This is a genomic window from Pseudomonas sp. RIT-PI-AD (genome assembly GCF_025642785.1).
Taxonomy (GTDB): domain Bacteria; phylum Pseudomonadota; class Gammaproteobacteria; order Pseudomonadales; family Pseudomonadaceae; genus Pseudomonas_T.
This window is the reverse complement of sequence record NZ_JANZKU010000010.1, coordinates 12,109-34,570: the sequence shown is the minus strand read 5'-3', so window position 1 is coordinate 34,570 and position 22,462 is coordinate 12,109. Positions and strand designations below refer to the sequence as shown.

Below are 22,462 nucleotides of genomic sequence, written 5' to 3'. Positions count from 1 at the left end.
GGTTTTGATTCGCGAAATTAAATTTCGAATCGAAACTTAGTGATCAATAAACGAAACACGCCGCAGCGCCGCCATAGCATTCTTTCGCTCCTGGCCGAACGTGGGGAAGTCAGCGTGGAAGCCCTGGCCAAGGCCTTCGCCACCTCCGAAGTGACCATCCGCAAGGACCTCGCCGCCCTGGAAAAAAACGGCCTGTTGCTGCGACGCTACGGCGGCGCGGTGCCCATGCCCCAGGAATTGATCGCCGAGCCGGCGCAGCCGGTTTCCCCCTACAAGCAGGCCATCGCCCGGGCGGCGGTGAGCTGCATACGCGAACACGCACGGATCATCATCGACAGCGGCAGCACCACGGCGGCGATGATTCCTGAACTGAGCCACAAGCCGGGCCTGGTGGTGATGACCAACTCGCTCAACGTGGCCAATGCCCTGCGCGAGCTGGAGCACGAGCCGGTGCTGCTGATGACCGGCGGCACCTGGGACCCCCACTCGGAATCCTTCCAGGGGCAGGTCGCCGAACTGGTGCTGCGCTCCTACGATTTCGACCAGTTGTTCATCGGCGCCGACGGCATCGACCTGCAACGCGGCACCACCACCTTCAACGAACTGCTCGGCCTCTCGCGGGTGATGGCGGACGTCGCCCGCGAAGTCACCGTGATGGTCGAGAGCGACAAAGTGGGCCGGCGGATTCCCAACCTGGAGCTGCCCTGGAGCAGCATTCATCGCCTGATCACCGACGAGCGCCTCGATCCCGCGGCGCGCGAACTCATCCAAGCCCGCGGGGTGCAGCTGGTCTGCGCCGCCGTGTGAACCCGACAGGAGCATCGACATGTGTGGAATAGTGGGAGCGGTCGCCGAGCGTAACATCGCCGCGATTCTGGTCGAGGGCCTCAAGCGCCTCGAATACCGGGGCTACGACAGCGCCGGCCTGGCGCTGATCGACGACGGCGGCGCGCTGCGTCGGCACCGCCGCACCGGCAAGGTCAGCAGCCTGGAGCGGGCCCTGGCCGAAGAACCGCTGAGCGGCCGCCTGGGCATCGCCCACACCCGTTGGGCCACCCACGGCGCGCCCTGCGAGCACAACGCCCACCCGCACTTTTCCGGCGACGAGCTGGCGGTGGTGCACAACGGCATCATCGAGAACCATGGTCCGCTGCGTGAGCGCCTGCAGGGCCTGGGCTACGTGTTCACCTCGGAAACCGATACCGAGGTGATCGTCCACCTGCTGCACCACAAGCTGCAGAGCCTCGGCGACCTCACCGCCGCGCTCAAGGCCGCGGTCGGCGAGTTGCACGGCGCCTACGGCCTGGCGGTGATCAGCCGGGCCCAGCCGGATCGCCTGCTCGCCACCCGCAGCGGCAGCCCGCTGGTGATCGGCCTGGGCCTGGGCGAGAACTTCCTCGCCTCCGACCAGATCGCCCTGCGCCAGGTGACCGACCGCTTCATGTACCTGGAGGAAGGCGACATCGCCGAACTGCGCCGCGACAGCGTGCAGGTCTGGGACGTGCATGGCCAGCCGGTGACCCGCGAGACCGTGCAGTACCACGAAGGCGCGGAAGCCGCCGACAAGGGCGAGTACCGCCACTTCATGCTCAAGGAAATCCACGAGCAACCCAAGGTGGTGCAGCGCACCCTGGAAGGCCGCCTGGGCAGCGACCACGTCCTGGTGCAGGCCTTCGGGCCCCAGGCGGCCGAACTGTTCGCCCGGGTGAAGAACGTGCAGATCGTCGCCTGCGGCACCAGCTACCACGCCGGCATGGTGGCGCGTTACTGGCTGGAGGACCTGGCGGGAATCCCCTGCCAGGTGGAGGTGGCCAGCGAATTCCGCTACCGCAAAGTGGCCGTGCAGGCCGACACCCTGTTCGTCAGCATCTCCCAGTCCGGCGAAACCGCCGACACCCTGGCCGCCTTGCGCAACGCCAAGTCCGGCGACAGCAAGGCCTCGTCCTACCTGAGCAGCCTGGCCATCTGCAACGTCGGCACCAGCTCCCTGGTGCGCGAATCCGACCTGACCCTGCTGACCCAGGCCGGCCTGGAGATCGGCGTGGCGTCCACCAAAGCCTTCACCACCCAACTGGTCGCGCTGCTGCTGCTGACCCTTGCCCTCGGCCAGGTGCGCGGCACCCTCGGGGCGGGCGTGGAAGCACGCCTGGTGGAAGAATTGCGGCGCCTGCCGACCCGCCTGGGCGAGGCGCTGGCCATGGACAAGACCATCGAGAAGGTCTCGGAATTCTTCGCCGACAAGCACCACAGCCTGTTCCTCGGCCGCGGCACCCAGTTCCCGGTGGCCATGGAGGGCGCGCTCAAGCTCAAGGAAATCTCCTACATCCACGCCGAGGCCTACCCCGCCGGCGAACTCAAGCACGGTCCCCTGGCGCTGGTGGACGGCGACATGCCGGTGGTGACGGTGGCGCCGAACAACGAGCTGGTGGAGAAGCTCAAGTCCAACCTGCAGGAAGTGCGCGCCCGCGGCGGTGAGCTGATCGTCTTCGCCGACCGCGAGGCCGGCATCGACCCCGGCCCGGGCACCCAGGTGGTGGCCATGCCGCACATCGACGACGTGCTGGCGCCGATCCTCTACACCCTGCCGCTGCAACTCCTGTCCTACTACGTCGCGGTGCTGCGGGGCACCGACGTCGACCAGCCGCGCAACCTGGCCAAGTCGGTCACGGTGGAGTGAGGGAGCGGCGAGCTGGGTCCAGGAGGGTGAAAACTGTCGCGGGGGCGGCCGCCCCCTAGCCCTTACCGGTTATCCCGAGGAAGGCTCAGCGCAGAGCCTTCCTCGGGGACCCGCCGTTACCGCTGGAGATTTTGCTCGTTCACTGCTTGATGGGGCTCGGGTGCGCTTTAACCGCAGGTCCTCGGAGTGGACGCGATGCCTAGCGCAAACGGGCCGCGTCATTCTCCTTTGCAGGTGTCGGACTTTCATCCAGCGCACGGCCTTGCATCGAGTCGGCCAGCGCATCCCAGGCCCCACCTGCTTGTAGTGGGTGACTGCGGTCACCAACGCGCTGGACTTGTAAGCCTCAACTCTCCCGCACCCCATTCAGCATGGCCTGCGCCTGGTAGGCCTGGCGCGAGGACTCTATGTCCTGGCGATGCCGTTCAGCCCATAACCACACGCCGCAAAATGCCTCCCCCAGGCTCATGCCCATCTCGGTGAGGCGGTATTCCACCTTCGGCGGTACCTGCGGGTAGACGGTTCGCACCAGCAAGCCATCGGCTTCCATCTGGCGCACGGTTTTAGTCAGCATTTTCTGGCTGACGCCCCCGACCTGCGCTGCCAGTTGGGTGAACCGCAGGCAGCCCTGTTCGGCGAGGGCCTCGATCACCAACATCGTCCATTTGTCGGCGATGCGACCGATGATTTCGCGCACCAGCCTATCCAGTTCGGGGTCGCGTGGATCGCCGGCATGAGGCCATTGCGGAGGGCGAGTGGCGGGTTGCAGCGGATCGTTCATGAGCCATGGTTTCCTGCGGGTTAGTACGGCACTTTCCAGCGCCTACTTCCCGTCTGCGCCGAGTGACTCTATGGTAATCCAGGTCGCTCGGCACGAGGCGCCGCACTTTCCCGAGCTTACTGGAGACAGCCATGCAAACTACAGGTAATACCCTTCTGGTCACCGGCGGCGGCAGCGGAATCGGTCGCGCGCTGGCGGAGGCCTTCCTGGCCCTGGGCAACGAGGTGATCATTGCCGGGCGCCGCGAGTCGGTGCTCAAGGAGGTCGTCGAGGCCAATCCGGGCCTGCACTATGCGGTACTCGATACCTGCGACCCGGCAAGCACCCAACGAGTCGCCGAGCAACTCATCGCCCGTTACCCGAAGCTGAACGCGGTGATCCACTGCGCGGGCATCATGCGCGGCGAATCGCTGCGCGCTGGCGCCACCGAGCTCGAGGCCACCGTCGCCACCAATCTATTGGGCCCGATTCGTCTGGACGGGCTGCTGTTGCCGCACTTCCTCAAGCAGCCCCATGCGGCGATCGTCACCGTGTCCTCAGGCCTGGCCTTCGTGCCCCTGGCGCTTACGCCCAGCTACTGTGCGATCAAGGCCGCCGTGCATTCCTACAGCCAGTCGCTGCGCTACCAGCTCAAGGACACGGCAGTAAACGTCCACGAACTGGTGCCGCCCTACGTACAGACCGAACTGATGGGCGAGCGTCAGGCGAACGATCCGCACGCGATGCCGTTGAAGGCGTTTATCGACGAAGTCATGGGAATCCTCCAGCGATCGCCCGATGCCGATGAAATCCTGGTGGAGCGGGTCAAACCGCTGCGCTTCGCCGAGGTGAACGGCGGGTATGCGCAATTCTTCCAGACCTTCAACGACCAGATGGCAGCGGCGCGGGCGGGCGAGTAGGGCCGCGGCTTATGGGGTCACGAATCGGATTGTCCCGAGGGGCCCGCAGGAGCGGGCCTGGGAAGACGACGCAGCGTCGGAAACCGACACAGGACCTGTGCCCGGAAGCGGGCGTCCGCTATCGGCCTGGAAGCGTTGCCGCAACAAGCCGATAACCGTCCACCTACTCGATCCACAGACCACCGTTGAACCGCCGATGAGGGTGATCTCTTCGTCCGAAGCCATCGATTCAAGATCCGCTGATCGTTCCGGCCAACGAATAAGGCGCCGTCATGTCGACCAAAAACAGCACGAGCGAGCTTTCCGTCTTGGCCTGGAGGGAGGGCAATGGGGCTTGTGCGGAACTTACGCCGTCGCCCTTGCCAAGCGGGTGTCCGTCCACTATCACCTCACCGTCCAGCACGTACAGCCAGGACACCAGACCGGGTCGCGCTACCGGGGTGATCTGCTGGTCAGCTTCCAACACCGCGTCGTAGACATACACCTGATTGCGGATGATCAAGGGGGCTTCGCTGCCTTCCGGGCCCGCGACCCATCCCCATTCACCCACCGGAGTGCCTTCTGCGCGCTCCAGGAAATGCACGTGGCCCGACAGATCGGCCTCGCGAGGCCGCACGAAAATCTGCAGCATCTCGACCGCTTCGTCGGGCGTGCTTTCTTCATGCCAGAAGCTTTTACCGGCATTCATCATCATGAGCTTGGTGCGGGAAATCGGGATGATGTTGCCGGCCTTGTCCTCGTGAAGCATGGTGCCTTTCCACATGTAACTGAGGATCTCGTCGTTCACGTGTTCATGCATCTTGACCAGGGTGCCGACGCCTAGCGTGGCGTGGTCAAATCCACTCAGAGGCCCCAGGGCTGGGTCTTTGTTGTTGGCATAAGCCAGGCCCGGTTTGACCCGTTCGATGTGAAACGAGCCATGGCCATGGGTTGTCCGTTGCTCGGCGCGGAAAATTTGCATATCAAGCCTCCAATTATCAGCGGATGACATCGAGCACTCATGCGCGTTTGACTGCTACTGAATCTCTTGCGCGGCAATACCTTCGACATCACCGGTTTGACCAGAGGAGCCATGACAGCAGCTCCGCTGGTTGTAATCGGCGCATCAATCGCCAAATGCTTCCATCAGCACTTGCACCAACTGGCCACCCTCCGGCGTAGCCCAACTGCCCGCCAGTTCGGCGATCAACTGGTTGGTGGTGGTGAGCGTCACACCGGCCTTATCCATACGGCGCAGGGCGATGTCATTGGCCATGGCGGTGGGCGAGGCACCCCCGTCAGCCACGACCTGGACTTCGAAACCATCGCGAACCAGCGACAGCGCCGGGTACACCGTGCAGACGTCGTTGGTCACGCCAGCGATGATCAGCTTCCTGCGCCCCGTGGCTTTTACGGCAGCGGCGAAGTGCTCATCGTCCATGGCATTGACGATTCCCAGGCGCTTGATGCGACCCGCAAATTCGCTCGGAAGGATCTCTTCGAGCTCGCTCAGCAAAGGCCCTTGAGCGTGCTCTTCCATACTGGAAGTCAGCACCACAGGGAGCTTGAGGATGCGAGCGGCTTTGGCGAGCATCAGGGCGTTGCGTTTGAGTTCTTCAAAGGGCATGGATTTCGCCCAGCCCATGGTGCCGACCTGGTGGTCTATCAGCAGAAGCGCGGCATTGTCGGCACTGAATTTTTCGTAGGTCATGTTGAATTTCCTGGCGATGGTGTGGGGTGGATCGCCCCGAGTGGGGAGCGTCTGTATCAGTTCGCGCCGTGCAGTGTTCCGAATGCGCCGCGCTGGTATCCGGTGACCGCTTTAATCAACGCGTCTGCGGAGGCAAGCGCCAGTGGGCCTTGCCAGAACACCGGCTGATTCAGGGGGACGCCAGAAAACATGACGGCCTTGGCGCTCCCCTTTTTGGCAGCCAGCTTCACCAGGCGATCCGGCGTTTGGGGCAGGTTCACTGCCGCTTTCGGATGAGCCAGGTCGAAGGACTGCCCGTCCACCCAGACTTCGCCATCGATTGGCATGACGAAGGCGATGTGACCTTCCGGAACCGAGATCGCGACTTCACCGCCGTCTTCCAGCGAGATATCCAGTAGGCGTACTTCTGTAGGCACTCTCAGGGGAGATACAGCCCCCTCGAAGCTGCCCAGCGGCACGCGAATCTTTGCTGCTGATTTGTAGATGACGGGTACGTCTTGGGCTTCGAGACTCAACGCAAATGGCGCAGCGTTCTGTTTCCGTTCCGGCAAATTGATGAAGATCTGAAGCATGTGGACGGTCTTGCCGGGCTCGGCCGGAACCTCCTCGTGAACGATGCCTTGTCCCGCTGCCGTCCAGTGCAGCCCACCGGGTTGAATCAAGTTGCGGTTGCCCAGGGAGTCCTGGTTGTCGATGCCTGTTTCCGAATCCAGAAACAGGTACGAGACCGCTGAAAAACCTGCATGAGGGTGCGGTGGGAACGTCGGCCCGCTGATCCAGGCGTGATCGACACCCAGGAATGGATCGATAGGTTTTGCATACTGGTCGCCACGCATATTGAAAGCCCTGAACCGGCTGCCGTGGTTCATGCGCTGCAGACGTGCGCTGGATAACATGACGGTCTCCTCAGACCCTTTCGGTCATGGCGGGGTAGTCGATATAGCCTTCAGCGCCAGGGGTGTAGAAGAGGTCTTTGTTCGGGACGTTCAGTTCGGCTCCGGCGCGGAAACGCTCAGGCAGGTCGGGGTTGGCGAGGAAGGCGCTGCCAAATACCACAGCGTCCGCTTTCCCCTCCGCGAGGAGCGATTCGGCACTTTCTTTGCTCTGGCCACTGCCGATCAGGTAACGGCCGTCGAACAGCGGGCGCAGGGCTGCGTGGTAGTCGAATTTCGCACCGAACAGAGCCACATGCAGGTATGCCAGTTTCAGGTCGCGCAGCTGGGTAACGAGGTAGGTGTAGGTTTCCTGCGGGTGGGCGTCGACGATGTCGTTGAAGTTCATCTCCGGGGAAATCTTGATGCCCACCCGATCGCCACCCACTTCGCCGACCATGGCGGCGAGTACTTCCAGAACGAAGCGTGCGCGGTTTTCGACCGAACCACCGTACTGGTCGGCGCGCTGGTTGCTGCCGGTGGAAAGGAATTGCTCAGGCAGGTAACCCGACGCGGCATGCAATTCAACGCCATCGAAACCGGCTTCGATCGCCAGGCGTGCCGCCTGACGATACCCCGCGACCACCTCTGCAATCTCGGCAACGGTCAGCGCGTGCGGGGTGACGAAATCCTGCAAACCGGTTGCGGTGTAGGTCTGGCCCGCTGCCTTGATCGGCGAAGGCGCCTGCGGCTGTGCGCCGTCCGGTAGCAACGAAGGGTGGGATACGCGTCCGCAATGCATCAGTTGCATGAAGATACGACCACCGCGCGCGTGCACGGCGCTGGTGACTTTCTTCCAGGCCGCCACTTGCTCGGCGGTTTCGATGCCGGGGGTGCGAACGTAACCCTTGCCCATGGCAACCGGGAACACGCCTTCGCTGACGATCAGCCCGGCTGAGGCACGCTGGGAATAATAGGTGGTGACCAGATCGGACGGCACGCCGGCATCGTCGGCACGAGACCGTGTCATCGGCGCCATGACCATACGATTGGAGAGGGTGTAACGACCTACTTTGACTTCGGAAAAAAGAGAGTTCATGGCAGTGCTCCTCGGTAACGATGTGGCTATCATTGATCAATCCGAATACGGTATAAACCCAGCTAAATTGAATTGACTGATCCATTTATGGAGCAATGCGGTGGAGTATCTCAACGACATGGCGCTGTTCGTCGAGGTCGTGAAAGTGCGCAGCTTTCGGCGGGCAGCCGAAGCCCTCGACATGCCGAACTCGACGCTGTCGCGGCGTATCAGCGGGCTGGAGAAGGCAATCGGGCTCCGTCTTCTGCACCGCACGACGCGAAGAATCGAGCTGACCGAGGCGGGGCAGCTGTACTACGAACGCTGCAAACGGATCGTCGACGAGGCAAGACTTGCTCATGAGCAACTGGGAGAAATGCTGGCCCGACCGAGCGGCTTGTTGCGGGCGTCACTGCCCGTGGATTTCGCCAATGTCTATCTGGCGCCACTGATCGCGGAGTTCGCGCAGCGGTATCCCGGCATCAGTTTTGACTTCGATCTCACCCCGCGTCAGGTGGATCTGATCAGCGAGCCGGTGGACGTCGTCATCCGCATGGGAGAGCCCGCCAACTCGAATCTGATTGCCCGGAAACTGGCGAGCCTGCAACGCTTTATTTACGCCTCTCCGCAATATTTGAACGCGTCGGGAGAGCCGCAATCGCCTGCTGATTTGAGCGTCCATGAATGCTTGCGACTCCGCGGCCCAGGTTCGGATCGCTGGACGCTTTTGGGAAAGGGTGAAACGGAGCAGGTCGATGTCGGCGGGCGATTCGAACTCAACAGCGTGGGAATGCTGAGGCGTCTGGCGTCGTTAGGTCTGGGGATCACGCTGTTGCCGGAAGGTATTTCCGCACAGGACGTGGAGGAAGGGAAACTACGGCGAATTCTGCCGGATTGGCAGGCATCGCCGGTCTCGGTGTATGCCCTGACCGAAACGCGATTACTTCCTGCAAAGACCCAGCGGTTCATCGAGTTCGTCCGCAACAAGTTGGAAGGCTGAGAGCGAGGTGGGTCTGCCGTTTTCCGACGGGTGAGAGACCCTTCTGGCCGGAGGCGGCCCTCCAGGGTCTGTAGGACCTTCCGTGCGGTCGTGTATTTGCGCAGTCATCATGGGCGGCGCGCGGCGCGAATAGAATTTATGCCCGAAAGCCGGCGAGCGGAGCGGGGGATCGCAATAAGCGCGGTTCGCAGGGCAAATAGCAGGCCAGGTCGACTTCAACGAAGCCTCACCACGCGCAGACGCCTGTCGGACAGGGCCTGCATGTCTGCGCGCGCGCGTGTGCTCAGGTTTTGCCCATTTCGCCCGGCGCGCGGCTGGGCTACCCTTCGCCTCCTTCACGAAATCGTTTCCTCGCGGCGGGGTGGAACAGGAGGTTCCCTGCTCACCGGCCGCCGGGACTATGGAGCCGAACCAATGAGTGCGTGTTTTGCCCTGTTCGTCGGTGGGTGTTCCATTCGATGACATCCGGCCTGATCAAGAACAGTGTGTGGTCGTTGTCCTTCCGATTGTTGTCCGCGCTTTCCGGCCTTCTGCTCACCGCCCTGTTGGCGCGCCTGCTGACCCAGGCGGAAACCGGTCAATATTTCATCCTGCTCAGCCTCGCCTCCATCGGTTCGGTGGTGCTCTGCTGCGGGATGAATTTCTCCGTGGTGCGCCTGATCGCCGAGGCGCAGGCCTTGCAGGATGCCGGACGGGCCAAGGGGGTGATGCTCGCGGCGCTGCTGACAGTGGCGGTCGCCGGGGTGGCACTGGGCCTGGCGTTCTTCTCCGCGCCCGGGCAGGCGTTGCTGCACCGCTACGTCAGCGCCCCGGGCCCGCTGCTCACCGCGTTGCTGTTGATCTGGACCCTGGCGCTGGCCGGCCAGGCGCTGTTCGCCGAGCTGTTCCGCGGTTTGCAGAACATCCTCATGGCGTCGCTGTTCGGCGGGGTCTGCGCCAGCGTGCTGGCACTGGGCGCGTTGCTGGTGGGCGGCTGGCTGACCCCCTTGACCCTGGAACTGGCGGTGACCCTGGTGGCCCTGGCGACCCTGACCGGGGTCGGCCTCGCCGCCCTCACCCTGTGGCGTCAGGTCAGGCGCTTGCCAGGCGCTCCCCATCTCGACTGGCGGCGCCTGGCGGCCATTTCGCTGCCGCTGTGGATCACCAACCTGATGCTGGTGGTGCTGGTGCAGGCGGACCTGTGGATTCTCAACGCCCAGGGCGACAGTGCCCAGGTGGCGCTCTACGGTGCGGCGGTGCGCCTCACGCAATTGCTGACCCTGCCGTTGCTGGTGCTCAACGCCGCCCTGATCCCGGTGATCAGCGAGCGCCACGCCCTCGGCGACCTTCCCGGCCTGCAACGGCTGCTGCGCGCCTCGGCGGCCCTGGCGGCGCTGCCCGCGCTGCTCGCCGTGGCGATTTTCTTCGGCGCGGGCGGCCCGCTCCTTCAGGCATTCTTCGGCCCCGACTATGCCGCGGCGCAACCGCTGCTGTGCATCCTCGCCCTCGGCCAACTGGCCAACGTGCTGTGCGGTTCGGCCGGCTATACGCTGATGATGACCGGACGCCAGCAAGACATGATGTGGATCACCCTGTTGGCCGGGCTGCTGATGATCGGCCTCGGCCTGTACTGGGTGAGGCAACACGGCGCCCTCGGCGTGGCCTGCGCGTCGGCCCTCGGGCTGGGTGCGCAGAGCCTGGCCATGTGGGGCCGGGTCAGGCAACGGTTGGGGCTCTGGACCCACGCTTCGCCGGAATTCCTGCTGCGGCCGCTCCAGGCCCTGAGGGCGCTGCTATGAGCCAGCCCCGGGTCACCCTGGTGGTGCCGGTCTACAACGGCGCGGATTTCGTCGTGCAGACCCTCGAGGCCTTGCTCGCCCAGACCTATGCGAACCTGCAGGTGATCGTCATCGACGACGGCTCCACCGACGACAGTGCCGCGGTGCTGGCCCCCTACGGGGACCGGGTCACCCTGCTGCGCCGGGAGAATCGCGGCCAGGCGGCGACGCTCAACCAGGGCTGGGAGATGGCCGAAGGCAGCCTGCTGGGCTACCTGAGCGCCGATGACACCCTGGAACCCCATGCCGTCGCGCGGCTGGTGGAGACGTTCGAGCGGCAGCCCGCCGCGGTCATGGTCTATCCCGACTACTGGTTGTTCGACGCGGAAGGCCAGCTGTTGAAGAAGATCGAGGCGCCGCCGTTCGTCTATGCCGAGGTGGTGCTGGAAGGCGCCTGCCCGGTGGGCCCGGGCGCGCTGTTCCGGCGCGAGCTGCTCCAGCGCGTCGGCGGCTGGGACGCGCGGCTGCGGCAGATCCCGGACTGGGAATTCCTCCTGCGGGTCGGCTTGTGCGGGGAGGTGCTGCATTGCGCCGAGCCCCTGGCGAGCTTCCGCGTCCACGAGGGGTCGCAGACCTTCGCCGCGTCCAACGAGGCTCGCAGCGGCGAATACGCCTACGCGCTGGACAAGTACTTCCGCCGCGACGACGTGCCGGCGGCGATCCGTCAGCGCCGGCACCTGGCGCTGGCCAACGGCAACGTACTGATGGCCCGGCTGCACCTGCGCGCGGGACGCTGGGGGCGGGCGCTGGATTGCCTGATGACGGCCTCGCGGGCCTGGCCGGCCTGGTTCACCCGGCGGCAGAACCTGCGCCTGCTGCTCAATGGCGTGCTGGGGCAACCGCTGCACCGCGCGCGGCGGCTGCTCGGCCACCTGCGCGAGCGCCGGCCCTCATGAAGGGTTGCGGCGCAGGAATATCCGGTCGCCGGAGAACATCAGCCAGACCACCCCGAGGGTGAAGGCGGCCGAGGTCTCGCCGACCTGGAACAGTTGGTTGTTCGCCGGGGTGTAGTAAAACAGGATGATCATCATGTAGAGCATGGTCACCCACACCACCCCCTGGCGATCGAGCGCCCGGCGCCAACTGACCGAGAGCAGGAAGCTGAAGCCGAACATGGCGCCCATCACCCCCCAGTGGCCGAGGTCCGAGGCCAGCCAGGTGTACAGCGAGTGCCACAGCGCCATCATGCTCCACTTGCGTTCCTTCTCGAGGACCGCGGGCAGCGAGTTGCTGGTGAAGTAATCGGTGCCCAGCAGCGTATCGGCGTTCCGCGAGAGGAACATCGAGTGGCCGAGCCCATAGGTGGACGGCGACTCCAGGTCGAAGCTCATGGACAGCGCGTAGTAGCCCTGGCCGAGGTAGCGGGCCAGGGATTCGTAGACGATCATCACGCCCTTGGGCATCCACTGGGCATAGCCGCCTTCCTGGCGATCGGTGAACAGCAGGGTCTCGCCGGTGGGCAGGTAGCCGGCCTCGCCGACGTTCCCGGCGCGCTCCTTCTGGCCCATGGCGAAGAACGTCAGGAACAGCGCGAAGGCCAGGCAGAACAGCAGCAGGTAGCGCATGCGCATCAAGCGGAACTTGATGCCGCCGGACCAGTTCGCCAGCAGCAGCAGGAAGGGCAGGGTGATGAAGGTGTCGGCGATGCCCTTGTTGGTGCCGATGGCGATGTACAGCGCGATGTTGAACAGCGCCAGGAAGATTCCCAGGATGCGTCGCAGCCAGGTCAACTGGCCCCAGAGGTAGATCAGCAGCGGAAAGGTCGAGGTGAGCAACAGCGACAGCAGGATGCGCACGTACTCGGCGGACACGTAGGGGTTGCCCTCGAGCAGCCGCTGGAAGTTGTCGTTGTAGGCCTTGCCGGCGTTCTGCAGGCCATAGAGCACGTCGGGGATCGCGCTGCCCGAGCGGGTCAGCGAGGTCGGCACGACCATGATCAGGCTCAGCACCAGGCAGATATCGAAGAAGCGCCGGGCCTTGCGTTCGTCGAGGGGCTGGGTGCTCGGTCGTTTCAGCGTACCGCCCAGCAGATAGCCGGCGAGGATGCTCAATTGCGCCACCAGCAGGTACAGCAGCAGCCGCTCCGGGTCTTCCACCGGCCAGGGCCAGGGTCCCCAGTAGAATAGGGCGACGCTGATGCTCAGGTAGATCTGGAAGAACAGCAGGGGGAACAGCCATTTCAACGCGTAGTATTTGTCAGCGTGCATGGCCGATGGCTTTCCTGAGACCGCTCAGCGCGGCGCGAATGGGTTTGCTCACGGTGTTGCGGGTGAGTTGCAACACGTAGCGCGGATGGCTCAATGGCGGATGCAGACGCTGCGCCTCGCGGTAGAGGGTCATGCCCCGGCGCAGCTTGCCGTCGCGCAACGCATTGCGCGCCAGGATGAAATGGGCGAAGCCGTAGGCTTCGTCGCGGCGTGCCAGCAACTCGGGCGCCGGGTCGTGGGCGAAGTAGTCGTCGAGCACCGCCAGGTATTCCCGGGATACCGCCTCGGATACGCTGCGGTAGGAGATCGCCTCGCGGTGCAGGCGGTAGCCGGCGAGCACCTCGTCGAGGTATTCGATGCGCCCCTCGTGGGCCAGGCGCATCCAGAATTCGCGGTCCGGGGCCAGTTTCAACTGCGGTTTCCAGCCGCCCACGCGACGGTAGGCGTCGGCGCGGAACAGCGCGCCGGGGCCGATGTAGCATTCCTGGCGCACCACCAGTTCGGAGAGATCGAAGGGCCGGCAGACGGAGCGTTTGATCACCTGGCCGTGCTGGTCGATCAGGTCCGAGTCGGGGTAGGCGCAGACGCACGTCGGCTCCGCCTCCAGCAGGGCCACCAGGCGGCTGATGGCGCTGGGGTAGAGCAGGTCGTCGGAGCTCAGGTAGCCCAGGTACTTGCCGCGGGCCATGTCCCAGCCGGCGTTGAGCGTGGCGGATTGGCCGCGGTTGGACTGGGTCCGCCAGCGGATCGCCTCGCCATAGCTCATCAGCAGGGCCTCGGTATCGTCCGTCGAGCCATCGTTGATGACGATGTACTCGACGTTCGGATAATCCTGGTCGAGGACGCTCTGCAACGTATGCCGCAGGTATTGCGCCTGGTTATAGGTCGGGGTGACCAGGCTGACCAGCGGCCGTTCGGTGGTGGGCATGGCGTGTTCCCGCGCGTGACCGGAAGGTTCAGGCGCGTTTCGCGCGCAGGTTCTGCCAGAGGTAGGCGGAGCGCAGCAGCGCCAGCAGTGAGCCGAGCAGCAGGCCGATCACCAGGCCGCTGGCGAGGATCAGGCTCTTGCGCGGGCGGACCGGGGTTTCCGGCACCAGCGCGCTCTGGTCGACGAACGCCGGGGTGACCTTCTGCAGGTCGATGGAGACGCCGCGGAGAAAGGCTTCCTGCTCTTCCAGGTTGCGCAGTTCGCCGATGAAGGGCTCTTCCGAGGTCCGCGCCTTCAACACGGCGATTTCGTTGCGGATCGCCTTGGCGCCGCGCATGTAGGTCAGGTTGCCGTCCAAGTAGTTGGACAGGTCGGCCCCGGCGGCGGTACGGGAAATGTTGGTCTTCGGATTCTCCAGGCCCACGGCCTCGGCCACGCGCAGGGCCTCCTCCAGGGTGGCGATGCGGTCGGCCTTGCGCTTGAGCGCGGTGGCCTCGATCACGCCGATGGTGCGCTGGATGTCGGTCAGGCGCAGGTCGATGTCGGAGCGTATGGTCCGGTCGATGCGTTTCAGGGTCAGCGCCTGGGCCCGGGCGATGTAGCCGTTCACCCAGTCGGCGGCGACTTTAGGGTCTTCCAGCTCGGCGCTGACCTCCAGCAGGAAGGGCTTGAGCTTGTCCGGTGCCTCGACGCTGAAGTGCCGGTTGAAGTCTTTCCACAACTGGTCGCGGGGACGGTTGCGGTCGGCCTCGTCCAGGTAAGGCAGGTAGGTGTCCTCGAAGAACTGGTAGCGCAGCGAGCTGCCGAACAGGGCCTGGAGGAACATCTGGTAGACGCTTTCCCCGCTCCAGACCGTCAGGTTGGCCCGGGCGCTGCCCACGTTCAACGCGCTGATATCCGGCGCCAGCGGGGGCAGGATGGACGCTCGCGCCTCGTAGACGGGGCGGACGGTGAAGGCGATCACCGCGGAAGCGATCAGGCACGCCAGGGTGACCGCGGCGATGAAGCGCCACTGGTCGCTCAGGCGGCGGATGATTTCGAACAAATCCACTTCAGGCGTTTCGAGAGCGTCCTGTCGTTGAGAGAGAGTGGTCACGTCCTGTATTCGCCTGTCTGTGGTCGTCGAGGCCGACACGCGGGGCCGCGGGTCGGTACTGGGAAAAAAGCCGCAGCAACATATCATGTTGCCATTCGCTTGCCATCCTTCCTTGACGCGCCGTCCGCCACCCGGTTTTTCGAGCGCCGTCCCGCTCATCGAACGTACGAAAGCGGATGCCTGGAGGCGAAACTTCCTGCATCATGCGACCCGAAAATCGGTCCCGGAAACGGCGGCGCCCAGCGCTGCATGACCAGCGACGCCTCGACGAGCCTCAACCCATGTCTTCATCGTGCAACGGATGCCAACCTTGAAGCAGATGTTTTCCCCGCCCCTGACACTCGCCGTCACCGGTGCCAGCGGCTTCATCGGCACCCATCTGCTGGCCCGGCTGTCCGCGCGCGACGATTGCCGGCTGCGGGTGCTTTCGCGTCGCCCCGACCCGGCGTTCGGCAGCGGTTGCGCGGTGGTCCAGGGCGATCTCGCCGATCCGCGCAGCCTGCATGCGCTCCTCGACGGGGCCGATACCCTGATCAATCTCGCCTGGCCCTCCGGCCTCCAGGGCCCGTCCGCCCATCGGCGGATGGCCGAGGGCCTGGCCCGGGCCTGCCTCGACAGCGGGGTGAAACGCCTGCTGCACGTGAGCACCGCGATGGTGGTGGGGCGGCCTGGCCAGCGCCGGGTCGACGAAGACACGACCTGCCGGCCGCGCAGCGCCTACGAACACGACAAGCTGGCGGTGGAGATGCAGATGCGCGCCGCCCTCGAGGGCCGGCTGGATTTCGCCGTCCTCAGACCCACCGCGGTGTTCGGCGCCGGCTCGCTGAACCTGCGCAAGCTGGCCGCCACCCTGCTCGAGGGGCCGTCGTGGCAACGGCACCTGCTGCGCTTCTTCCACGGCCAGCGGCACATGCACCTGGTGCCGGTGGAGGAGGTGGTGGACACCTTGCTGTTCTTCGCCTTCCTGGCCGAGCCGTTGAACGGCGAGACCTACCTGGTCAGCGCCGACCGCGAACCGGCGAACCGCTACCAGAGCGTGGATGCGCTGCTGGGCGAGGCCCTGGGGATCGAGGCACGGCTTTCCTCGCGGCAGCTGCCGGCGGCCTGGCTCAAGGGCGCGCTGGCACTGCTGGGCCGCTCGCAGAACGATCCGCAGCTGTACTTCGACGCCGCCAAGCTGGCCGCGCGCGGCTTCGTCCCGCGCCAGGATTTCACTGCGGCGATCCGCGCCTACGCCGCCTGGTACCGGGCCGAGGCTGGCCGATGAACATCCTTTTCGTCTGCGATGCCATCGACCCTTCCCTGGGCGGCGGCACCGCCGAGCGCACCTTCCAGATGGCGCAGGCGTTGCAACGGGCCGGTGCGCAATGCGCGCTGTTCGCCACGAACGTCGGCCTGAGCGAACGCCGGCGCCACGAATTGGATACCCTGGAAACCTTGCTGGTGCCGAGCCTCAGCCGACGCTTCTTCCTGCCGAAGGTCTCGCCGGCGCGACTCGCCGCCCTGGTGCGCAAGGCGGACGTGGTGCAGATCACCGGTCACTGGAGCTGGCTCGGCGCCCTGGCCGGCATCCTCGCGATGCTGCAAGGCAAGCCTTACGTATACTGCCCGGCCGGCTCGCTGCGGATCTTCGGCCGCTCGGCCCTGATCAAGCGCTTTTACAATCTGCTGATCGGCCGGCGCCTGGTGCGCAACGCCGCCTGCTGCATCACCACCACCGAGCAGGAGCGCGAACAGTTCCATGCGTACGGGGTACCCGACGCGCGCATCGCGCTGCTGCCCAACGGGGTCGACGACAGGCTGCCGGACGACTTGGATCCGCTGCGCGCCCGGCAGCGATATGGATTGGGCGACGAACCGCTGTTGCTTTTTCTCGGCCGATTGAGCCCTATCAAGGGGCCGGACTTGCTCATCGAAGCCTTCGCCGAGGTTCGCTCGCGTCATCCCCGCGCGCGGTTGTTGCTCGCCGGGCCGGATTCCGGGCAGGGCGAGGCGCTGCGGCGCCAGGTGCAGCAGTTGGGGTTGAACGCCGCGGTAGGTTTCACCGGGCACCTGGAGTGGCACGAGAAATGCGATCTGCTCGCGGCGGCTGACCTGCTGGTGATTCCCTCGCGTCACGAGGTGATGTCGCTGGTGGTGCTGGAAGCGGGGCTGGTGGGGACGCCGGCGCTGCTCACCGACCAGTGTGGATTCGATGAAGTGGAACAGGTCGGGGGAGGCCGGGTGGTGGCGGCGAATGCCGCTGCCCTGGCACGGGGCCTGAATGACATGCTGGATACCGCTGCCGCGTTGCCCGCTTGTGGCGCGCGCCTGCAGCGATTGGTGCTGGATTGCTATACCTGGAAAAGCCTTACCCGGCGCTGCCTGGAACTGTACGCACAGTTGACCGGCAAGCCGGTACCTTGATGGACCGAACAGATAAAGAGAACAGAATGTTCAATGACAAATGCTTGTTGATCACCGGGGGAACGGGTTCTTTCGGTAACGCGGTGCTCGATCGCTTCCTCGACAGCGACCTGCGGGAAATCCGCATCTTCAGTCGCGACGAGAAGAAACAGAACGACATGCGCCTGCGTTACGCGCACCCGAAACTGAAGTTCTACCTGGGCGACGTGCGCGACTATCAAAGCCTGCACGGCGCCATGCAGAACGTCGACTACGTGTTCCACGCCGCCGCCCTGAAGCAGGTGCCTTCCTGCGAGTTCTATCCCATGGAGGCGGTCAAGACCAACGTGCTCGGCACCGAGTGCATGCTCAACGCGGCCCAGGCCTGCAACGTCAGCCGGGTGATCTGCCTGAGCACCGACAAGGCGGTCTATCCGGTCAGCGCCATGGGCATCTCCAAGGCGTTGATGGAGAAGGTCGCCATCGCCAAGGCGCGGACCCTGGAAAACAGCCCCACGGTGGTCTGCACCACCCGCTACGGCAACGTGATGGCCTCGCGCGGTTCGGTCATCCCGCTGTTCATCGAGCAGATCCTCGGCGGCAAGCCGCTGACCCTCACCGATCCGCTGATGACCCGCTTCATGATGACCCTGGAAGAAGCGGTGGAGCTGGTGATGTATGCCTTCACCCACGGCAGCAACGGCGACATCTTCGTGCAGAAGGCGCCGGCCGCCTCCCTGGGCACCCTGGCCAAGGCGCTCTGCGAATTGTTCAAGGTGCCGCACCACCCGCTGAAGATCATCGGTACCCGCCACGGCGAGAAGCGCAGCGAAGCCCTGCTCAGCCGCGAGGAAATGGCCCTGGCCGAGGACCTCGGCGGCTATTACCGGATTCCGCCGGATACCCGCGACCTGAACTACGCCAAGTTCTTCGAGGACGGCGAAACCACCATCACCACCGCCCACGACTACAACTCGGACAACACCGAGCAGCTCACCGTCGAGGAGACCAAGGTCCTCTTGCTGCGCCTGCCGTTCGTCCAGGCCGCGCTCAAGGGCCAATTGCAGGATCCGGAGCTCTGAGCATGACCAAGGTCCTGATCGTCGGCGCCAGCGGCATGCTCGGCTACACCCTGCTGCGCCGCCTGGGCGCGGACACGCGCTACGAAGTGCACGGCACCCTGCGCGGCACCGGCCTGCCCGACGGCTACGCCTGCCCGGCGGCGGTGCAGCTGCATGGCGGCATCGATGCCACCCGTCCGGCGCACCTGCAGGCCCTGATCGAACGCTTGGCGCCCCAGGCGGTGATCAACTGCGTCGGGTTGATCAAGCAGCTCGACGAGGCCAAGCGGCCGGCCGCCGCCATCGAGATCAACGCGCTGTTTCCCCATCGCCTGGCCGAGGCGTGCAGTGCGGTGGGCGCGCGGCTGATCCACATTTCCACCGATTGCGTGTTCGACGGTACCCGCGGCGGTTACCGGGAAACCGATCTCGCCGACGCCGACGACCTCTACGGGCGTTCCAAGCGCCTTGGTGAAGTGGACTACGGCGGTCACCTGACCCTGCGCACTTCGCTGATCGGCCACGAGGTGAGCACCCGGGTCAGCCTGGTGGACTGGTTCCTCTCCACCCGGGGCGCGGTATCTGGCTACGCCGGCGTCGTGTTCTCCGGCTTGCCCACGGTGGAAGTGGCGCGGGTACTGGCCGACAAGGTGTTGCCGACGCCCGATCTGCAGGGGCTCTACCAGCTCAGCGTGGAGCCGATCGACAAGGACCGGCTGTTGCGCTTGCTGGCCAGCGTCTATGGTCATCGGGTGGAGATCCAGCGCGTGGAACAGCCGCGCCTGGATCGCTCCCTGGATTCGACGCGCCTGCGCCAGGCCCTCGACTACAGCCCGCCGGCCTGGGAAGACCTGGTCGCGGCCATGCATGACGATTATCTGAAGGCTTACGCGCCCGCGCGCCGTACCGCCAGCGAGGCCCCATGAAAAAACTCAAGGTCATGACCATCCTCGGCACCCGGCCGGAAATCATCCGCCTCTCGCGGGTGATGGCGCGCCTGGACGAGTACTGCGACCACTGCATCGTGCACACCGGGCAGAACTACGATTACGAGCTCAACGAGGTGTTCTTCCGCGAGCTCGAAGTGCGCAAGCCGGACCATTTCCTCGATGCCGCGCGCGACACCCCGGCGGCCACCATCGGCCAGGTGATCAGCGCGGTGGACGGGGTGCTCGAACGCGAAGCGCCGGAAGCGGTGCTGATCCTCGGCGACACCAACAGCAGCCTCGCCGCCATCGCCGCCAAGCGCCGCAAGATCCCGATCTTCCACATGGAAGCCGGCAACCGCAGCTTCGATCAGCGGGTCCCGGAAGAGATCAACCGCAAGATCGTCGACCACATCGCCGACATCAACCTGACCTACAGCGACATCGCCCGCGAATACCTGCTGCGCGAAGGCCTGCCGCCGGACCGGGTGATCAAGACCGGCAGCCCGCTGGGCGAAGTGCTGGCCCACTACCGGCCGAAGATCGACGCCTCGACCATCCTCGCCCAGCTCGACCTGCAACCGGGGCGCTTCTACCTGGTCAGCGCGCACCGCGAGGAGAACGTCGACTCGCCGCGGCAGTTGCGCAACCTCGCCCACCTGCTCGACCAACTGGCGCAGCGCAGTGGCCTGCCGGTGATCGTCTCGACCCATCCGCGCACGCGCAAACGCATCGACGCCCTCGGCCTGAGCTTCGATGCCGGGGTGCAGTTGATGAAGCCCATGGGTTTCTTCGACTACGTGCGCCTGCAGGCCGAGGCCCGCGCGGTGCTGTCCGACAGCGGCACCATCACCGAGGAATCCTCGCTGCTGAACTTCCCCGCGCTGAACCTGCGCGAGGCCCACGAACGCCCCGAGGGCGTGGAAGAGGGCGCGGTGATGATGGTCGGGCTGGTGCTGGAGCGGGTGCTCCAGGGCCTGGCGATCCTCGAGGACCAAGGCCGCGGCGCGGAGCGGCAACTGCGGCTGGTCGCGGACTACGATGTGGATAACGTGTCGGACAAGGTGTTGCGCATCCTCCACAGCTACACGGACTATGTGAACCGTACGGTCTGGCACAAGGAATGAGCGAGCATGCGTATTCTGATTCTTAGCCAGTATTTCTGGCCGGAAAATTTCCGGATCAACGAACTGGCGGTGGAACTGGCCGCCCGTGGCCATCAGATATGCGTGCTCACCGGAAGGCCGAACTATCCCCAGGGCGAGGTCTACGCGGACTACCGCCACGACCCCGCCGCCTGGGACCACCTGGGCGCCATCGAAGTCCTGCGGGTGCCCATGCTGCCGCGCCACCAGGGCGCGCTGCGGTTGATCCTCAACTACCTCAGCTTCGCCGTCGGCGCTTCGCTGGTGGGTGCCTGGAAGCTGCGCGGCCGGCACTTCGACCGCATCCTGGTGTTCCAGCCCTCGCCGGCCACCATCGGCCTGCCCAGCGTGATCCTGCGCGCCCTGAAGCGCGCGCCGACGATCTTCTGGGTCCAGGACCTCTGGCCGGACACCCTGGAAGCCATCGGCGTGGTGCGCTCGCGGGTGGCGCTGAAGCTGGTGGACCGCTTCGTTTCCTGGGTGTATGCCCACAGCGACCACATCCTGGCCCAGTCCCAGGCGTTCATTCCCCGGCTGCGCCGGCAATCGCCGCCGGACCTGCCGATCTCCTACCTGCCGAACTGGGCGGAGGCGCCGCGCAAGCCCGCGGAGCTCACCGGCGAGACGTTGCCGCTGCCCGGCCCGGCCTTCAAGGTCTTCTACCTCGGCAACTTCGGCGAAGCCCAGGATTTTCCCGCGGTCCTCGGCGCGATCGAATTGCTGGCGACGCGTCAGGACATCCATTGGTACCTGGTGGGCGACGGCCGCATCGCCGGTTGGCTGCGCAGCGAGATCGCCAGCCGCGGCCTGACCGAGCGGGTCAGCATGCTCGGCGCCTTCCCGCCCGAGGAAATGCCGCGCTTCCACCGCCAGGCCGACGCCCTGCTGGTGTCGTTGAAGGCCGACCCCCTGTTCGCCCTGACCATCCCGAGCAAGGTGCAGTCCTACCTCGCCGCCGGCGTGCCGATCGTGGCCATGCTCGACGGCGAGGGCGCGCGGGTCATCCGCGACGCCGAGGCCGGCCTGACCTGCGGCTCCGGCGACAGCCGCGGCCTGGCCGAGGCGGTGGAGCGCCTGGCGCAGATGGAGCCCCAGGCTCGCGCGCGCCTGGGCGAATCCGCGCGCCAGTACAGCCGCCGCGAATTCGATTTCCAATTGCTGGTCGACCGCCTGGAAGACCTGCTGGCCAACACCGGCTCGGGCAAGGTGTCCGAGCAGCTTTCACCACCCCTGCGCTGACCCGACGCCCCTCGCGCTCGCCCGTTGCGGCGCCCGCGGCGAGACCCACGGCCGAATCGGAACCCGCCATCGGGTTTCCACCCCATGACCGGCCGCCGCCCGCGACCCGCTCTACGACAGACGGCGACGCCATTCGTGATACCCCATGGAACTGCGTGGCGGCATTGTGGACACAATCAAAGGGCATCATGGCTCCGGGCCGAGAGCCCGACCCGTGGAGGACCCTTTCTCTGTCGAAACATCCCAAAGGGGTAAACGCTGGCTATGAAATCCGCCGAACATTTTCTTCCGGAATTTCTCCGTGCCCTCGATGAAGTGGCCAAGCCGTTGTTCGAAGGCGTAGCCGCCGAGGCCAAGGAAAAAGGACTGTCGGCCACCGTTACAGCGGACGACGACGAATTCGGCAATCCCTACTTGCAGCTGAAGATCCTCAGCGAGGAAGCCACGGAAATCAGCTCCTACAGCCTCAAGTCCAACGCGGTCAGCCACATGGTGGTGCACGTCGAGTCCTTCGGCCCCAACGAGGAGAGCAAGGAAATTCGCACCAACGCGGCGTCCATCAACCGCGCTGTCCTGGAAACCGAACTGGCAGCGTTCTTCGTCAAATCCGTGGGCAGCCGCCTGGAGTTCGTCCAGGAAGCCCATCCCGTGGGCTTCTGAG

General features: G+C 65.2%; 21 protein-coding genes. 13 read left to right on the top strand and 8 right to left on the bottom strand.

The genetic code is table 11. The annotated features are described in order from the left end of the window. Positions 1-39 precede the first annotated feature (39 nt). Together OGL92_RS10855 and glmS are read left to right on the top strand one after the other, a co-directional pair. Entirely contained in the window at positions 40-807 is a 768-nt protein-coding gene (locus OGL92_RS10855; RefSeq protein WP_263143618.1) for a DeoR family transcriptional regulator, read from the top strand. A 19-nt stretch (positions 808-826) separates the two neighbouring features. After that, a complete protein-coding gene (gene glmS / locus OGL92_RS10850; protein ID WP_263143617.1) occupies positions 827-2,677 on the top strand; it encodes a glutamine--fructose-6-phosphate transaminase (isomerizing) in 1,851 nt (616 codons plus the stop codon). A 346-nt stretch (positions 2,678-3,023) separates the two neighbouring features. Here glmS and OGL92_RS10845 read toward each other — a convergent pair whose 3' ends face one another. Further along, entirely contained in the window at positions 3,024-3,458 is a 435-nt protein-coding gene (locus OGL92_RS10845; protein ID WP_263143616.1) for a helix-turn-helix domain-containing protein, read from the bottom strand. A gap of 131 nt (positions 3,459-3,589) precedes the next feature. On the opposite strand from OGL92_RS10845, the gene OGL92_RS10840 reads away from it, so the two are divergent. Further along, positions 3,590-4,357, top strand: a complete 768-nt coding sequence (locus OGL92_RS10840; RefSeq protein ID WP_263143615.1) for an SDR family oxidoreductase — start codon at positions 3,590-3,592, stop codon at positions 4,355-4,357. 229 nt (positions 4,358-4,586) lie between these two features. Here OGL92_RS10840 and OGL92_RS10835 read toward each other — a convergent pair whose 3' ends face one another. From OGL92_RS10835 to OGL92_RS10820, 4 genes are all read right to left on the bottom strand, one after another. Beyond that, complete coding sequence (locus OGL92_RS10835) at positions 4,587-5,318, bottom strand: pirin family protein (RefSeq protein WP_263143614.1); 732 nt, start codon at positions 5,316-5,318, stop codon at positions 4,587-4,589. A gap of 144 nt (positions 5,319-5,462) precedes the next feature. Next, a complete protein-coding gene (locus OGL92_RS10830; RefSeq protein WP_263143613.1) occupies positions 5,463-6,047 on the bottom strand; it encodes an isochorismatase family protein in 585 nt (194 codons plus the stop codon). 56 nt (positions 6,048-6,103) lie between these two features. Beyond that, positions 6,104-6,943 carry a pirin family protein gene (locus OGL92_RS10825; RefSeq protein WP_263143612.1) on the bottom strand — a complete coding sequence of 280 codons (840 nt, stop codon included), beginning with the start codon at positions 6,941-6,943 and terminating at the stop codon, positions 6,104-6,106. Positions 6,944-6,953: 10 nt separating this feature from the next. After that, entirely contained in the window at positions 6,954-8,018 is a 1,065-nt protein-coding gene (locus tag OGL92_RS10820; RefSeq protein ID WP_263143611.1) for an alkene reductase, read from the bottom strand. Positions 8,019-8,118: 100 nt separating this feature from the next. Here OGL92_RS10820 and OGL92_RS10815 point away from each other — a divergent pair, with 100 nt between their 5' ends. From OGL92_RS10815 to OGL92_RS10805, 3 genes are all read left to right on the top strand, one after another. Next, entirely contained in the window at positions 8,119-8,997 is an 879-nt protein-coding gene (locus OGL92_RS10815) for a LysR family transcriptional regulator (RefSeq protein ID WP_263143610.1), read from the top strand. Between the two features lie 458 nt (positions 8,998-9,455). Beyond that, a complete protein-coding gene (locus OGL92_RS10810; RefSeq protein ID WP_263143609.1) occupies positions 9,456-10,775 on the top strand; it encodes an oligosaccharide flippase family protein in 1,320 nt (439 codons plus the stop codon). After that, positions 10,772-11,710, top strand: coding sequence for a glycosyltransferase (locus tag OGL92_RS10805; protein ID WP_263143608.1), 939 nt, complete (start codon positions 10,772-10,774; stop codon positions 11,708-11,710). Before OGL92_RS10810 ends, OGL92_RS10805 begins: the two co-directional genes overlap by 4 nt. On the opposite strand, the gene OGL92_RS10800 is transcribed toward OGL92_RS10805, so the two are convergent. Genes OGL92_RS10800 through OGL92_RS10790 form a run of 3 tightly spaced genes read right to left on the bottom strand, consistent with a single transcriptional unit; the run spans position 11,705 to position 15,045 of the window. Further along, positions 11,705-13,021: a hypothetical protein gene (locus OGL92_RS10800; RefSeq protein WP_263143607.1), complete on the bottom strand. Its 1,317-nt coding sequence runs from the start codon at positions 13,019-13,021 to the stop codon at positions 11,705-11,707. The two genes, OGL92_RS10805 and OGL92_RS10800, sit on opposite strands and share 6 nt — an antisense overlap. Beyond that, positions 13,011-13,949: a glycosyltransferase gene (locus OGL92_RS10795; RefSeq protein ID WP_263143606.1), complete on the bottom strand. Its 939-nt coding sequence runs from the start codon at positions 13,947-13,949 to the stop codon at positions 13,011-13,013. The genes OGL92_RS10800 and OGL92_RS10795 overlap by 11 nt, the downstream gene beginning before the upstream one ends. A gap of 28 nt (positions 13,950-13,977) precedes the next feature. Beyond that, positions 13,978-15,045 (bottom strand): Wzz/FepE/Etk N-terminal domain-containing protein, encoded by a 1,068-nt coding sequence (locus OGL92_RS10790; protein ID WP_263143605.1) that lies wholly within the window; start codon positions 15,043-15,045, stop codon positions 13,978-13,980. Positions 15,046-15,364: 319 nt separating this feature from the next. On the opposite strand from OGL92_RS10790, the gene OGL92_RS10785 reads away from it, so the two are divergent. From OGL92_RS10785 to OGL92_RS10755, 7 genes are all read left to right on the top strand, one after another. Beyond that, the gene (locus OGL92_RS10785) at positions 15,365-16,312 is read left to right on the top strand and encodes an NAD-dependent epimerase/dehydratase family protein (RefSeq protein WP_263143736.1); all 948 of its coding nucleotides are present in this window, start codon (positions 15,365-15,367) and stop codon (positions 16,310-16,312) included. Further along, positions 16,309-17,451 carry a glycosyltransferase gene (locus tag OGL92_RS10780; RefSeq protein ID WP_263143604.1) on the top strand — a complete coding sequence of 381 codons (1,143 nt, stop codon included), beginning with the start codon at positions 16,309-16,311 and terminating at the stop codon, positions 17,449-17,451. Before OGL92_RS10785 ends, OGL92_RS10780 begins: the two co-directional genes overlap by 4 nt. A gap of 26 nt (positions 17,452-17,477) precedes the next feature. After that, positions 17,478-18,512 (top strand): polysaccharide biosynthesis protein, encoded by a 1,035-nt coding sequence (locus tag OGL92_RS10775; protein ID WP_263143603.1) that lies wholly within the window; start codon positions 17,478-17,480, stop codon positions 18,510-18,512. Between the two features lie 2 nt (positions 18,513-18,514). Further along, complete coding sequence (locus tag OGL92_RS10770) at positions 18,515-19,417, top strand: SDR family oxidoreductase (RefSeq protein ID WP_263143602.1); 903 nt, start codon at positions 18,515-18,517, stop codon at positions 19,415-19,417. Beyond that, on the top strand, positions 19,414-20,544 hold the full coding sequence (gene wecB, locus OGL92_RS10765; RefSeq protein WP_263143601.1) for a UDP-N-acetylglucosamine 2-epimerase (non-hydrolyzing): 1,131 nt from the start codon (positions 19,414-19,416) through the stop codon (positions 20,542-20,544). Before OGL92_RS10770 ends, wecB begins: the two co-directional genes overlap by 4 nt. Before the next feature lie 6 nt (positions 20,545-20,550). Beyond that, on the top strand, positions 20,551-21,801 hold the full coding sequence (locus OGL92_RS10760; RefSeq protein ID WP_263143600.1) for a glycosyltransferase family 4 protein: 1,251 nt from the start codon (positions 20,551-20,553) through the stop codon (positions 21,799-21,801). Between the two features lie 264 nt (positions 21,802-22,065). Beyond that, positions 22,066-22,461, top strand: a complete 396-nt coding sequence (locus OGL92_RS10755; protein WP_263143599.1) for a hypothetical protein — start codon at positions 22,066-22,068, stop codon at positions 22,459-22,461. The last annotated feature ends 1 nt before the right edge of the window (position 22,462 follow it).